Source organism: Fibrobacter sp. UWP2 (assembly GCF_900141705.1).
GTDB lineage: Bacteria > Fibrobacterota > Fibrobacteria > Fibrobacterales > Fibrobacteraceae > Fibrobacter.
In genome coordinates this window covers 44,703-57,686 of sequence record NZ_FQYM01000011.1, presented here as the reverse complement: position 1 = coordinate 57,686, position 12,984 = coordinate 44,703, and the positions used below count along the sequence as shown (strand labels likewise).

The 12,984-nt window shown below is 55.3% G+C and carries 13 protein-coding genes and 2 tRNA genes; 11 read left to right on the top strand and 4 right to left on the bottom strand.

The window, feature by feature from the left end; all coding sequences use genetic code 11:
* Position 1: 1 nt before the first annotated feature.
* The gene (locus BUB55_RS07175; RefSeq protein WP_073189507.1) at positions 2-505 is read right to left on the bottom strand and encodes a hypothetical protein; all 504 of its coding nucleotides are present in this window, start codon (positions 503-505) and stop codon (positions 2-4) included.
* Positions 506-582: 77 nt separating this feature from the next.
* Here BUB55_RS07175 and BUB55_RS07170 point away from each other — a divergent pair, with 77 nt between their 5' ends.
* From BUB55_RS07170 to BUB55_RS07160, 3 genes are all read left to right on the top strand, one after another.
* Positions 583-1,407: a tetratricopeptide repeat protein gene (locus BUB55_RS07170; protein WP_073189505.1), complete on the top strand. Its 825-nt coding sequence runs from the start codon at positions 583-585 to the stop codon at positions 1,405-1,407.
* A gap of 7 nt (positions 1,408-1,414) precedes the next feature.
* A complete protein-coding gene (locus BUB55_RS07165) occupies positions 1,415-1,606 on the top strand; it encodes a hypothetical protein (protein WP_073189503.1) in 192 nt (63 codons plus the stop codon).
* Between the two features lie 159 nt (positions 1,607-1,765).
* Positions 1,766-3,343: a biotin attachment protein gene (locus BUB55_RS07160; protein ID WP_073189502.1), complete on the top strand. Its 1,578-nt coding sequence runs from the start codon at positions 1,766-1,768 to the stop codon at positions 3,341-3,343.
* Between the two features lie 323 nt (positions 3,344-3,666).
* On the opposite strand, the gene BUB55_RS07155 is transcribed toward BUB55_RS07160, so the two are convergent.
* A tRNA-Glu gene (locus BUB55_RS07155) sits at positions 3,667-3,739 on the bottom strand.
* Between the two features lie 76 nt (positions 3,740-3,815).
* On the opposite strand from BUB55_RS07155, the gene BUB55_RS07150 reads away from it, so the two are divergent.
* From BUB55_RS07150 to rpmB, 5 genes are all read left to right on the top strand, one after another.
* Positions 3,816-5,378: an ATP-binding cassette domain-containing protein gene (locus tag BUB55_RS07150; protein ID WP_234971840.1), complete on the top strand. Its 1,563-nt coding sequence runs from the start codon at positions 3,816-3,818 to the stop codon at positions 5,376-5,378.
* Positions 5,371-5,928, top strand: a complete 558-nt coding sequence (locus BUB55_RS07145) for a methyltransferase family protein (RefSeq protein WP_073189500.1) — start codon at positions 5,371-5,373, stop codon at positions 5,926-5,928. The genes BUB55_RS07150 and BUB55_RS07145 overlap by 8 nt, the downstream gene beginning before the upstream one ends.
* Positions 5,929-5,942: 14 nt before the next feature.
* The gene (locus BUB55_RS07140) at positions 5,943-7,121 is read left to right on the top strand and encodes a glycosyltransferase N-terminal domain-containing protein (RefSeq protein ID WP_073189558.1); all 1,179 of its coding nucleotides are present in this window, start codon (positions 5,943-5,945) and stop codon (positions 7,119-7,121) included.
* 15 nt (positions 7,122-7,136) lie between these two features.
* Complete coding sequence (gene ispH / locus BUB55_RS07135) at positions 7,137-8,069, top strand: 4-hydroxy-3-methylbut-2-enyl diphosphate reductase (RefSeq protein WP_073189499.1); 933 nt, start codon at positions 7,137-7,139, stop codon at positions 8,067-8,069.
* Positions 8,070-8,137: 68 nt separating this feature from the next.
* Positions 8,138-8,359 carry a 50S ribosomal protein L28 gene (rpmB, locus tag BUB55_RS07130; RefSeq protein ID WP_014546602.1) on the top strand — a complete coding sequence of 74 codons (222 nt, stop codon included), beginning with the start codon at positions 8,138-8,140 and terminating at the stop codon, positions 8,357-8,359.
* Between the two features lie 154 nt (positions 8,360-8,513).
* Here rpmB and BUB55_RS07125 read toward each other — a convergent pair whose 3' ends face one another.
* Together BUB55_RS07125 and BUB55_RS07120 are read right to left on the bottom strand one after the other, a co-directional pair.
* Positions 8,514-9,164, bottom strand: a complete 651-nt coding sequence (locus tag BUB55_RS07125; RefSeq protein ID WP_073189497.1) for a 3'-5' exonuclease — start codon at positions 9,162-9,164, stop codon at positions 8,514-8,516.
* Between the two features lie 12 nt (positions 9,165-9,176).
* Positions 9,177-9,710, bottom strand: coding sequence for a lysophospholipid acyltransferase family protein (locus BUB55_RS07120; protein ID WP_234971838.1), 534 nt, complete (start codon positions 9,708-9,710; stop codon positions 9,177-9,179).
* Between the two features lie 74 nt (positions 9,711-9,784).
* Between BUB55_RS07120 and BUB55_RS07115 the strand changes: the two genes are divergently transcribed.
* The 3 genes from BUB55_RS07115 to BUB55_RS07105 all read left to right on the top strand — a co-directional run bounded on the left by BUB55_RS07115 (position 9,785) and on the right by BUB55_RS07105 (position 12,984).
* Positions 9,785-9,857: transfer RNA gene (locus tag BUB55_RS07115), tRNA-Cys, on the top strand.
* 184 nt (positions 9,858-10,041) lie between these two features.
* Entirely contained in the window at positions 10,042-10,704 is a 663-nt protein-coding gene (locus tag BUB55_RS07110; protein WP_073189496.1) for a DNA alkylation repair protein, read from the top strand.
* Between the two features lie 306 nt (positions 10,705-11,010).
* Positions 11,011-12,984, top strand: a complete 1,974-nt coding sequence (locus BUB55_RS07105) for a 4-alpha-glucanotransferase (protein WP_073189494.1) — start codon at positions 11,011-11,013, stop codon at positions 12,982-12,984.

Here is a 12,984-nt window from a genome sequence, read left to right as displayed (position 1 = left end):
GCTATTCAATGTATTTCTTTATGTAGAGATTGTATTGTATCGCGTCCAAGGGATCGTCCTCGGGCATTTTCTCTCCAAACAACTTAGAAACCAAAGCATCCAACCAACGAATAAAGAAAAAGTGATGTTTCCCCTTTGCCTCCGGTTTTTGGAAACCCGTATCCAGAGTGTGCTTCAGCAACTCGAGCGTCATCGAAGGCGTCAAGTGGAACATTTTGCAACAGGTAGTCACCTTGCCGTCGTACCCGTAATCGGGTAGTTTGCCCTCGACCAGAGGTTCTCCGTGATCAATACAGCAGGCGTTCGACGTATCGGGGTCCACTGGGTTCTTGGCAAGGAGCGCCTTGTACCACAATTCCCGGGACTTGTCGGTCAGGTCACCGCGAAAAGCCATAGTCTGGTCGCATGGGAAAAACGTGGAATAGCACTTGGGGCATATCCGTAAATCCAGGTGGTGGATTTTTATCTCGGCAACTTCGGACTTGCAAAAAGGACATATACTCATGATGGGGAATATAGTAATTTCGCTAGCAACTACCAACTGCACCAAAGGTGTGTGCAACTATTAACTAAATTTAACGCATGGCTAAAGTTGTACAGATCACCTCCGAAAATTTCCAATCCGAAGTCATTGAGGCTTCCGAGTCCCGCGCCGTCGCAGTTCTTTTCTCCTCTGCCGAATACCCGGACTGCGCCGGCTACTCCCAACTGTTGGGCAGCCTCTCTACCAGTTTAGACTTCACCTTGGGAGTCGTGAGCTGCGACGAGCGCGAGAACATGCGGCTTATCCAGGCTTTCCGCGTACAGAGCGTCCCCGAAGTTCACGTGGTAAGCAAAGGCGAAATCGCCGACGTCATCCAGGGGGTGCTCCCCGAAGCCGACCTCAAAAAACGCCTGGAAAAGTTCTATGTGAGTGACGAGGCCCGCCAGGCGAACGCCCTCGAAGAGGCCATCGCGAACAAGGACTTCGAAAGCGCCCTCCCCATGCTGGACGAGGCACTGAAAATGGCTCCCGACGACAAAAAACTGTTGCTCCTTTGGGCGAAGGCGAACATCGGCATGGGCGACACCGCCAAGGCAAAAGAAATCCTCCAAAAGTTCACCGAGGCCGACGACCAGTACCGCGAAGCAAAATCGCTTTTGGAGCTTTTGGACTTCCACGCCGAGGCCGCCAAAAAGGACGTGCAGGGCAAGGAGGCCATCGTATACCACGAGGCGTGCAAACTCGCCTGCGCCGAAGATTTCGAAGCCGCCCTCCAGGCATTCCTTAACTTGTTCGTAGAGGCTCCCGAATGGAACGACGGCGCCGCCAAAAAGGCGATGCTCACGCTGTTCGGCGTCCTCGGCTCCAAGCACGAACTCACGTGGAAGTACCGCGCCAAGCTCAACACGATGATGTTCATTTAGGGGCTTTGTGGCGCTGCTGTTCTTTATCCTCTTTTTTTCGTGGTTCGTGAGCGCCGTCATTCGCGGCAATTTTTCGTACAGCAACGCCGACTATAGTTTCAAGGAGCACCCCGTCCAGTACGTCATCGTGTGCGTTTTCCTTTTAGCGGTCTCGGCGTTCTGCATGTGGCGCTGGCTTATTGACATGGAATTCATTTGATGAGCAAAAAGGCAGTTTGACGTTGAAAAACGTCTTTTTGCATCTTTCATAGCCCTCCAACTGCCACCTTCCGTCTTCCGTCTTCCACCTAAAATCCTATATTTACGCCCGTATTTTATTGTACAGTAAAACAAGGGATTTATCCCACAAGGAAACACTATGAAAAAGATCAAGTTCCAGGATACCTCGTTCCGCGATGGTTTCCAGTCTATTTTCGGTGCCCGTGTCTTCGCGAAGGACTTCATGCCCGCCGTCGAAGCTGCCTGCAAGGCCGGCATCACCCACTTTGAAGCTGGTGGTGGCGCCCGTTTCCAGGCCCTTTACCAGAACTGCGGCGAAGACGCCTTCGACATGATGGACGAATTCCGTCGCGTCGTGGGCCCGAACGTCCGCCTGCAGACCCTCGCCCGCGGTATCAACGTGGTGGCCCTCGCCCCGCAGCCGCGCGACATGATCAAGCTCCATGCCGACATGTTCAAGAAGCACGGCATGACCCGCATCCGTAACTTTGACGCCCTCAACGACGTGAACAACCTGATCTACTCCGGCAAGTGCATCACCGACGCCGGTCTGGAACACGAAGTCGTCGTGACCATGATGGAACTGCCTCCGGGATGCGACCTCAACGCCGCCCACAACCCGGAATTCTACGAACGCATCCTCCGCAACATTTTGGACGCCGGTGTTCCGTTCGCTTCCGTGTGCTTCAAGGACGCTTCCGGTACGACGAACCCGACCAAGGTGTACGAGACCTTCAAGCGCGCTCGTAAGCTCCTCGGCGACAAGGTGGAACTCCGCATCCACAGCCATGACACCTGCGGTACCGGTGTGGCCCAGTACAAGGCCGCTATCGAAGGTGGCGCCGATGGTGTTGACCTCGGCCGCAAGCCGCTCTCCGGCGGTACAGCTCAGCCCGACCTGTTCTCCATGTTCCACGCCCTCAAGGGTACGGAATACAAACTCGCCCTCGGTGAAGACAGCATCGTCGACGATCACATTCCGGAACTCATGGAAGCGAACAACGTCGCCGTTGAATGCCTCAAGGACTATAACTTCCCGCCTGAAGCCCGTCAGATTACGACCGACGTGATCTTCAGCCCCATGCCGGGTGGCGCTCTTACCGCCAACACCCTCATGATGCGCGAAACCAAGACCTTCCACCTGTTCCCGAAGGTTATCGAGAACATGAGTGAATGCGTGCGCCGCGGTGGCTTTGCCTCTTCTGTGACGCCGGTTTCCCAGTTCTACTTCCAGCAGGCCTACATGAACACCCTGAACCAGGCCGCAGGCCGCGGTACGTGGTTCAAGATGACGGAAGGCTACGGCAAGATGCTCCTCGGTTACCAGGGCAAGACCCCGTGCGAACCGGATCCGGAGCTCGTGAAGATTGCCGCCGACCAGTTCAACATGAAGCCGTTCAAGGAAGCCTATCCGGGCATCCAGTGCGCCGAAGAAATCCTCGAACCGGGCATCCCGGCTGCGAAGAAGCTCCTCGAAGAAAATGGCCTGCCGGTTACCGACGAGACCATCTTCATCACGGGCTGCCTCCAGACGAAGGCCGGCAACAAGGGTATCGAATTCCTCAAGGGCAACCGCCACATTGGCGTGCCGAAGAAGGACCCGAACGCCGCTCCGGCCGTGGACACCAAGAACATGAAGGCCGGCGCCGCAAGCACCTACCGCATTGCCCTTGGCAACCAGAGCTGGGACGTGCAGGTCAGCACGCTCAGCAAGTAAGTTTACCGCGCCCGCAAGGGTGTCGGCAATAGCGAACTTAAAAAGCCTCGGACATCCGTCCGGGGCCTTTTTGTACAAATTAAAATAAGAGAACGTGAGACATGGACGAGGCCAACCTTGGGGGTATACAAAAAAAACTCGCTTTTCAGCGAGAGCTTTTTGTACCTGTTTGGGTTGGGCCTCGCCGCTTCGCGCCAAGGCCAACCTAAAAAAAGAGGTTCAACCGAATGGTTGATTTTTTATACTTTGGGGGTTTGGCCTCGCCGCTTCGCGCCAAGGCCATCCACAAAATAAAAGAACCATTCTTTCGAATGGTTCTTTTATACCCCCAAGCGGGTTTGAACCGCTGTTGCGGGAATGAAAATCCCGAGTCCTAGGCCACTAGACGATAGGGGCGTCTTATGTAGGGCCAAATATAGTTAATAGGGCAATTTTGTAAAGGGGGCCCGACGTTTTTTTTTAAATTTTCCCTGTGAATCTCAAAAAATGGTTGAAAAAATCCCTTTTGCACGGGATTTTGCGCTATTTGCCCTTGGCTCTTGTGGCAAGCCTCGCCGATGCCGCCGTGCTGTGGGGAATTCGTGCCTTCATGCAGTTGCTCTCGGGCGATTGCCCGTTTGAACTATGGGAATGGATCCTTTTCATGGTCCTCCTCACCCTGTTGAGATTCCTCTGCCTGTTTTGGAAAACGAAGTCTTCCGAATCATTCTTGTACAATACGAGCGCCCAGATTACAATCTGGTTTATGCGCACGCTCCGCAATCTCTCTCCTCGCCTGTTCCACAACAGCGAGGGAGACGCCCTGGTTGAGACCGCCTACGAATCGACTCAGGTGTTGCAGAACAACGGGAGCGTATTCTTCTTCGCCTTGCAGGCGACCCTCCAGCTCGCCATATTCTTCCCGGTGCTGCTATACATTTCGTGGCCGCTCACCTTGTTCCTGTTCGTCATCGTCGTCCCGTTGGTCGCCTTCATGCAACGCAGGCTCCATGCCCTAGGTCCCGAAGAGGAGTCTCTCCTGTACACGCGTTCCAAGTTCCGCACAGACCTGAATTTGGCGCGCAGGCTCTACCGCAAGTGGAGTTGCAACTTCGAGAGGAACATGGTTACTGAACAGTTGCAAAGAAACCTGGGGGAGCTCACCAACCGGGCCCGTAAATCGAGCATCAAAAAGAACGCCCTCTCGCTTGCGACCGAGACGATTTCCGTTCTCGCGATGATCCTGGTCCTCGCCTTCTGCGCCATCTTGATTTCCAAGGGCCTCATGGACAACGAAGGGCTGGTCCTGTTCTGCTCGGCGGTCCTTTTGAGCTACAAGCCCATCAAAGAGGGAACACGGGTCATGCCGCAGCTCCGATCCGCCATGAGCGCGTTCCGCATTCTGCTCAAGTTCGGGGAACTCCCCAAAAAGGAAGCCGCACAGGCGACCACCGCCCTCGCCGCGGGGGGCTCGGACCTCAAAATCAAGGCTGGGACCTTCGGTTACTCCGGCGCCGAGACCAAGGTTTACTCCGACCTCAGCATTTGTTTCAACGAAGGCAAGCCCGTTCTTTTGCGGGGGCGCAACGGCACCGGGAAATCGACACTTCTCCGCCTTATCGCCGGGCTCGAGGAATGGGAATCCGGATCCATGGAGCTCCTCGCCAAGTCCCGCAAGGCAGGCATATTCTTTGTGGCGCAGGACCTGGAACTGCCCCCACGCGAGCTGCTCCTCGCCCAGTTGGAGCGCAACCGCAACGAGCAAGTCGAAAAATTCATTGAAACTGCAAAGGCGCAACGCCTGCTCGGCAAGGAAGGGCTCTCGGGAGGCGAGCGAGCCAAAGTCGCCCTCACCTGGGCGCTAGCCAGCAAGTCTTCAGTCCTTTTGCTGGACGAGCCGTTCGCCGCGGTCGCCCTCGCCGAACGCGAACCGCTATTGAACACCTTCCTCGACTGCGCCCAGGCTCTCGACAAGTGGGTTATGATCGCAAGCCATGACGTGATGAGCGATTCCCTCATCGAAAGGTTCAACGTGATGGAGATGGAACGTGTCTAAGGTCGACGGCATTTCGAAGGCGCTCTACCGTTTTCGCGGCTACATCCTTGGCCTGTTGGCCCTAACACTCCTGCTCTTGCCGCCCACCCCGCCCTCTCTGCCTGCTTGCATTGCGGCACTCCTTTTTGTGTCGGCAGGAGCCCTACTGCGGATTCGAACCCGACAATATATAGGGAACCACACACGGGGCTCCAGGCACGAGGCGCAAACCCTTGTCACCAGTGGCCCGTACGCCTACACCAGGCACCCTCTATACCTTTCCAACACAATTGTCGCCCTAGGTTTCATCTTGTTCCATGCGGGCTTGACCCCATGCACCATGGCATACGCCTGCGCCGTGGTCGCTTTCGAAATTACGCTCGCCCGTATTGAAGACCGATTTTTGGAAGACAAGTTTGGGGACCAATGGAGAAGCTGGGCCAAGGGAAACAAGCCCAAATCGGTCCAAAAACCGGAGCGTTCCTTTTTAAAAGCCTTTTGCGCCGACGCCTCTACTTGGATGTGGCTCATATTTTATAATTTGATATTGGTACTAGTGAAATTTTATTGACCGAAGGAATCGCCATGCTTAACGTTTTTGACATCGCCCGACTCGCCATTGGCACCGCCGCCAAGGTCGCCGCCAAGGTTCCAGCCGTAGACAACCGCTTCCACATCAACGACCGTTTTGACGGTCCGTGGCCCGAGGGACCGTTCCTCTGGCTGCACGGAGCAAGCCTCGGCGAATGCAAGATGCTCCTGAACCTCTCCAAGTTCCTGCAAGAGGACTTGGAGAACTGCCCCAAGATTCTCATCACCACCCAAAAGGTGGAAGTGCTCAAGTTCCTCAAGGAATCGGATGCCGGTATTGAAGCGGCAATCGCCCCGGCCGATTCCCCGATAGCCCTCAAAAAATTCATCTCGCAGGTGAAGCCCCTGGGTCTCATCCTCGGCGAAAACGAACTGTGGCCTGGCTACCTTTCCTCGATGCGCAGGATTTCGGCCAAGCCCTCCATCGCCATTGTCTCCGGGCGCTACCGCGCCTCCCTCCCGGGCATAGACTTCTCGGGAGTCGGCTTTGCCAGTATGCAAACAGGAGGAGACCTCTCCCGCTTCTTGAACGTCGCCGCCAAATCGAACATCGGCAAAATGATGATCGGCGGCGACTGGAAGCTGCTTCCGTGGGTCCGCAAGGGCGAGGACGTCAAGGCGCCCGAGAACCCGACCGTCGACACGGTTTTCGTTTCGATGCACATGACCGAATGGGCAAGCCTCTGCCGCATGGTCGTCTCCTCAATCAAGCGCCAGGAATCCGTGGTCCTCATCCCAAGACGCCTCACCGAGGTCAACGCCTTCCGCAAGGCGCTCAGCGACCAGGAACTCACCGTGGTGGAATGGCCGCTCGTGCAAAAGGGGGCGGTTTCCCTCGTGAGCAAGTACGGACAGACCAAGGAAGTGCTCGCCACCGCCAAAACGGCAGTCGTCGGCGGGTCATTTAGCCGTGGCATCGGCGTCCACGACTTTTGGGAACCTTTGCAGGCCGGTGTCGCCACCTGCGTCGGCCCCTTCGCCACCGGTCAAAAAGAAGCCGTGGCCAGCCTTGTCAACGCAGGCGTCATCGCCCAGTTGCAGTCCACCGCAGGCTTTGCCAAGAGGAACATCCCCGACGCCCGCGTGGTAAGTACCTACCTCACCAACGAACGTACCAAGATCCAGGACTCGTACGAACAGCTCGTCGAGTTCCTCGGCGATTTATACAAGTAAGGTTCAAAAACAGCCATGAAGAAACTCGTTCTTGCCACCCCCCGCGGATTCTGCGCCGGTGTGGACCGCGCCATCCACGTGGTGGAGAAGGCCATCGAAAAATTCGGGACCCCCATTTACGTGCGCCACGAGATTGTGCACAACAAGTTCGTGGTCGAGACCCTCAAGGCGAAGGGCGTCATCTTTGTAGACGAAGTAAGCGAAATCCCCGAAGGGTCCGTCGTCATATTCTCGGCCCATGGTGTTGCCGAGCAAATCTACTCTGACGCCGAGGCTCGCCACCTGCGGGTGCTCGACGCCAGTTGCCCGCTGGTGCTCAAGGTTCACTTTAGTGCCAAACGCCACTACGACGCCGGTCGCCACATCATCCTGATTGGCCATGCCGGTCACGCCGAGGTCGTCGGCACCCTGGGCCAGCTGCCCGAAGGCGCCATCTCCCTCATCGGGAACGAAGCCGACGTCGACACCGTCCAAGTCCCCGAGAGCAAGGAACTCGCCTACATTACGCAGACCACCCTATCGGTGGCCGAAACCCGCAAAATCATCGAAGCCCTCAAAAAACGCTTCCCAAACATCATCGGTCCCGACGCCGGGGACCTCTGCTACGCGACGGGCAACCGCCAGGCCGCCGTCCTGGAGCTCTGCCAACACGTGGAGATGCTTTTGGTCGTGGGCGCCAAGAACTCCTCCAACTCCTCCCGACTCATGGAACTCGGGCTCGAGCAGGGCATCCCGAGCCACCTCATCGCCGACGTGCACGACCTGGACCCGACCTGGTTCGAGGGAGTCAATACCGTCGGACTCTCGAGCGGGGCTAGCGCACCCGAGGTCCTGGTCCAGGGCGTCGTAGAGTTCCTGAAGGAAAAAAATAAAGGGCTAGAAGTCGAAAATCTTGTAAAATTGGTCGAAAACACGAAATTTAAGCTGCCAGGATCCCTACAAGACTAAACTTTAGCCTTGACAAGCGGGCATTTTTTAGTTAAAATTGGTGTCCGTAAAAAACAACGGAGTTTATTATGAGCCGCATTTGTGAAGTTACCGGCAAGGCCGGCCTCGTGGGCAACATGGTTTCCCACTCTAACCGTAAGAAGTTGATGAAGCAGCTTCCGAACCTCCAGAAGAAGCGTTTCTACATCCCCGAAGAAGATCGCTGGGTCACCCTCCGCGTTAGTGCTGCTGGTCTGCGCACCATCAACAAGCTCGGCATCCAAGCCGTCGCTCAGGAACTCGGCATCTAATTCTCCTCTAAGGAATTAACGCAAAACCGCTAGGCTTCCGCCCCGGCGGTATTTTGTGTTTTATGAGAATCCCCTTTTTGGGGGCTCAATCAAAAAAAAAGCCCGCAGCCAAAAGCTACGGGTTGTTTTTAAATGTGCAGGTCGGGGACGTTCGCTACTTGTTGATGAACTGCGGGACACCCTTGTACTTCGCCATGGCGGCCATGATGTTCCCCATCTCCCAGTCCTTCTCCTTGAGCCTACGGCGGAGGAGCGCCACGAACACTTCCATGAGCATTTCGCAGTCGTAGACGGCGCGGTGCATTTTTTCGGGATCGATCTTCATGGCGAACTCGCGGCGCCTCATGAACTGTTCCGCCATGTAACCGAGCTTGTGGTTGGGAAGCTCAGGCAAAATCGCCTTGCTGATGGCGAGGCTGTCGACCACCGGGTTCCCGGGCACGAGCTGCGGGTTCTTGGCGTAGGCCACCCTCAAAAAGCTCGCGTCGAAATTCGCGTTGTGGGCAAGCAGGATGGTCCCCTGGCCGCAGAACGCCGTGAATTTCCTTAGGCAATCGGCAATGGGAGGCGCGTTCTCGACCATGTCGTTGGTAATGTGGTTCACATTGCTGGCCTCGGCCGGAATCAGCATGTTCGGCTTCACCAGGGTGTTGAACTCGCCCAGGTTCTTGGGCACCACGCGTCCCTTTTCGTCTGTAACTACGGTGAACTTCACCGCACCTATTTCAATGATCTCGTCCTTTTGATTAATAAGACCAGTCGTTTCCAAGTCGAATGCGACAAATTTTGGAGGTAATGCTATCACGGCTGTATTTCCCTATCTTGTGGTTTGTTCGTTGGCTCCTAAATAATACTTAATTTCAACTTCAATTGTTGTCAGAGGCAGCGGAACAATAAAATTATCCCATCCCCCAAGCCTAAAATGCCTGCCGTACCGCACGTGCACAAGCCACAGGGGACAACCGGCGGATTCGGCAAGCCAGAGCGATCCCGGCTTGACTTCGTGTGCCGGACCGCGGGGGCCGTCGAGCGCCATTCCCACAAAGCCGTTCTCCCTCAATGTTTTAAGCAAATACCGCACATTCAGCGCCCCGTGCGTATCGGAACCGCGGGTCACACGGTACCCCAAGCGCTCCGTAACGCGGGCAAAAAGTTCGCCGTCGTTTGACTCCGAAACAAAGGCGTGCACGTTTTTGTCCTTAAAGGCGGCGGCGCAGGCCAGCAGATCCTGATGCCAGACCCCGATAACGCCCGACCTGTAGTCCTTGGGGGCGGTTGTTCGCACCCGGAGGCTTCTAATCCAAAGGGTGCCCAGAAAAGCGGCCAATTTCAACTTAAATGAGCCAAACATGCCCCAAATTTAGCTTTTTTGCCACCTTGCCCTTGGCAAAACGACCATCATTACCTATATTGTGCTCCACAAATGGCGACGTACCCAAGTTGGTAAGGGGCGGCTCTGCAAAAGCCTTATTCATCAGTTCGAGTCTGATCGTTGCCTCTAAAAGACCTCCCCAAGGGGAGGTCTTTTTGATTTTCACGCCGATTTTATAAAAAAAAACGCTTGTCAAGTCTTTTTTTGCACTTTTTTTGCAAAAAAATCGCCCCCACTAGAAATTTTTTTTAAAAAAGTGCTTGTCAAGACCTAGAAATTATTTGTGTTCTGGACTATTTTTGTTCACATAATGTTAAGGTTTACTCAAGAAATTCTGCTCGCACTCCGCGCAATTTCCAATGAAGAAGAATCACACGAGATGTCCAAGAAGGCTCGTGAGCAGTTTGACTTCCTGGGAATAAGGCTCGTGCCGCGTCGCGAAGTTACCTACCCCATCTTTGACAAGTACCCGCCCAAGGACGATGCCGAGTTAGTCGCCCGCGTAGAGGACATGTGGTCGCAACCTTACCGCGAAATACAGTACGCCGCCTGCGATTACCTGTTCCGCCACAAAGATATGCTCGGTGGGCAGCACCTCAATTTCTTAAAAAAGCTCATCAAGACCCGCGCCTGGCGCGATACCGTCGACACGCTCGCCGCCTGCATCCTGGGCGACCTCGCCTGGAGACTCCCCGCCCTGCGCAGCAAGATTGCCGCTTGGATCCGCGACCCCAACATCTGGGTGCGCCGCAGCGCCATCATTTTCCAGATTCAATACAAGGACCGCACTGACTGGCCGCTGCTCCGCCAGTTCTGCCTGACCTGCGCCAAGGACGACGACTACTACATCCGTAACGGCATCGGCCGCGCGCTCTCCGAGTACGCCCGCATCAACCCGACGGAAGTCCGCCGCTTTGTGCAAGACAACACCTTCGCCGAGCAGACCACGCAAGAAATCCTGCGTCTCATTTAACGGCGACAGCGGTACTATTATAACAAAAAGGGAGGCTCACGCCTCCTTTTTTTATTTTGCCTTCTTTTTGGCGGGGGGATAGTCTTCCTTCAGAGGGAATGAAAAACGCCCCTCCAAGACGCAGCCCTTGGCGCCGGGGTTGCACTCCTGTTTACGTTTATTGCAATACGTCTCTTGTAAAAAACGGCATTCCCAACTCATAAAAAGCAATATATATTATTTTAGGGTGTGAGGTGTGAGAGATTCATGTGTAGTGCGAAATTACCCATCATTCATTATTAATTGTTCATTTATTATATTTAAGCCATGCGTTACGGTGATATTTCAACATTCCAAAGCGGCGTAGCCGTCCCCCTCTTTAGTCTGCACAGCAAAACGAGCATCGGCATCGGCGAATTCCTCGACCTCATCCCCTTTGCCCGCTGGTGCGAGCTCTGCAACTTCAATATTATCCAGCTTTTGCCAGTCAACGACACCGGTTCCGAATCCAGCCCCTACAGCGCAAGGAGCGCCTTCGCCCTGAACCCGGTGTTCATCAACATCCAGGCCGTGGTCGGTTCCAGCGAATTCGAAGACGAAATTGAAAACGCCAAAGAAAAATTCGACGCGCTCGAAAAAATCGACTATTACAAGATTTCGACTTGGAAGCGCTTCATTCTCCGCAAGATCTTTGACAACCGCTACGACCAGCTCAAAAAAGACAAGACCCTGGCCGCCTGGATTGACAAGAACACCTGGGCAAAGCCCTATTGCGTCTACTGCACCTTAAAAGAGCAAAACAACGAAGCCAGCTGGAAGGACTGGAAGCACTACCAGAACCCGACCGAAAAAGACATCGAGAAACTTTGGAACAAGTACCTCAAGGACTGCCTGTTCCAAGCCTGGATCCAGGGCGTCGCCGAGATGCAGTTCACGACGGCCGTCGCCGAAGTCTCCAAGATGAACGTCCGCATCAAGGGCGACATCCCCATCCTCATCAACGAAGACAGTGCCGACGCCTGGGCCAACCGCAACTACTTCTCCATGGAAGACCGCGCCGGCGCCCCTCCCGACATGTTCAGCTACAGCGGGCAGAACTGGGGATTCCCCACCTACCGCTGGGACAACCTGGAACGCGACGGCTTTAGCTGGTGGAAAGAACGCCTGCACCAGGCGAGCAAGTTCTACCATGCCTACCGCATTGACCACGTGCTCGGATTCTTCCGCATCTGGAGCATCCCGCAAACCGAAGTCACCGGCATTCTCGGGCGTTTTAACCCGTGCATTCCCTTGACCTGGAGTGTATTGAACAACGGTGGTTTTTGCCGTGAGACGCTCGAATACCTGCGCCGCCCCAACTACTCTGTAGACCAGCTCCGCGAATTCCTCGGCGAAGAAACCGACAGGCTGATTTCCCTCTACTTCGAGAATTTGCCGAACGAGCAGAGCCGTTTTGTGTTCAAGCCCGAATTCTACAGCGAAAAGTCTATCACGACCCTCGACGAGCCGCAGAACGTCAAGGACGTACTGCTCAAGGTCTACTGGAACCGCGTTTTCATCCCCGCCGGGGACGAGAACACCTTCTACCCGTTCTGGTATTGGTACAACCAGCCGGTGCTCTTTACGCTCCCCGAGAATGAACAGCAAAAACTGCGCGAGCTCATCAACCAGAACGAGAAATCCCAGGAACTCCTGTGGGAACAGAATGCCACCAAGCTGCTCTCCGTACTCGCCAAGGAGACCGACATGCTGGTCTGTGCCGAAGACCTCGGCGCCGTGCCGCGTTGCGTGCCCAAGGTCCTCAAGAGTCTCAACATCCTTTCGCTGCGCATTGAACGCTGGGCAAGAAACTGGGACGCCCCGTATTCCCCGTACTACGACATGGCCGAATACCCGCGTCTCTCGGTTTGCACCACCAGCTGCCATGACACTTCGACCCTCCGCGGTCTGTGGCAGGAACCGGACTTTGACAAGAACTTGTACTGGAGTCACGCGCACCTGTCGGGCCAAGCCCCCGAGGAGCTCACCCCGCCTACCGTACGCAATATTTTGGCGCATGTCTTTAGCAGCAACAGCCTTTTCTGCATCTTGCCCGTCCAAGACTACTTCGCGCTGTCGTCGACTTTGTCCGAAGTCCCCGCCGACAAGGAACGCGTGAACATCCCGGGCACCGTCGGGGGCGCCAACTGGAGTTACCGCATGCCCTGCTCCGTCGAGGAACTCCTTGACAACGCGAGCCTCGCCTCTGAGATTCGCAAGCTGGTCGACGTGCGCAAACGCCGCCCTATGTGGAAGATTTAG

Coding starts and splice junctions, on each gene's coding strand:
- BUB55_RS07175 (WP_073189507.1), bottom strand. CDS start 505: ATGAGTATATGTCCTTTTTGCAAGTCCGAAGTTGCCGAGATAAAAATC.
- BUB55_RS07170 (WP_073189505.1), top strand. CDS start 583: ATGGCTAAAGTTGTACAGATCACCTCCGAAAATTTCCAATCCGAAGTC.
- BUB55_RS07160 (WP_073189502.1), top strand. CDS start 1,766: ATGAAAAAGATCAAGTTCCAGGATACCTCGTTCCGCGATGGTTTCCAG.
- BUB55_RS07140 (WP_073189558.1), top strand. CDS start 5,943: ATGCTTAACGTTTTTGACATCGCCCGACTCGCCATTGGCACCGCCGCC.
- ispH (WP_073189499.1), top strand. CDS start 7,137: ATGAAGAAACTCGTTCTTGCCACCCCCCGCGGATTCTGCGCCGGTGTG.
- rpmB (WP_014546602.1), top strand. CDS start 8,138: ATGAGCCGCATTTGTGAAGTTACCGGCAAGGCCGGCCTCGTGGGCAAC.
- BUB55_RS07120 (WP_234971838.1), bottom strand. CDS start 9,710: ATGTTTGGCTCATTTAAGTTGAAATTGGCCGCTTTTCTGGGCACCCTT.
- BUB55_RS07110 (WP_073189496.1), top strand. CDS start 10,042: ATGTTAAGGTTTACTCAAGAAATTCTGCTCGCACTCCGCGCAATTTCC.
- BUB55_RS07105 (WP_073189494.1), top strand. CDS start 11,011: ATGCGTTACGGTGATATTTCAACATTCCAAAGCGGCGTAGCCGTCCCC.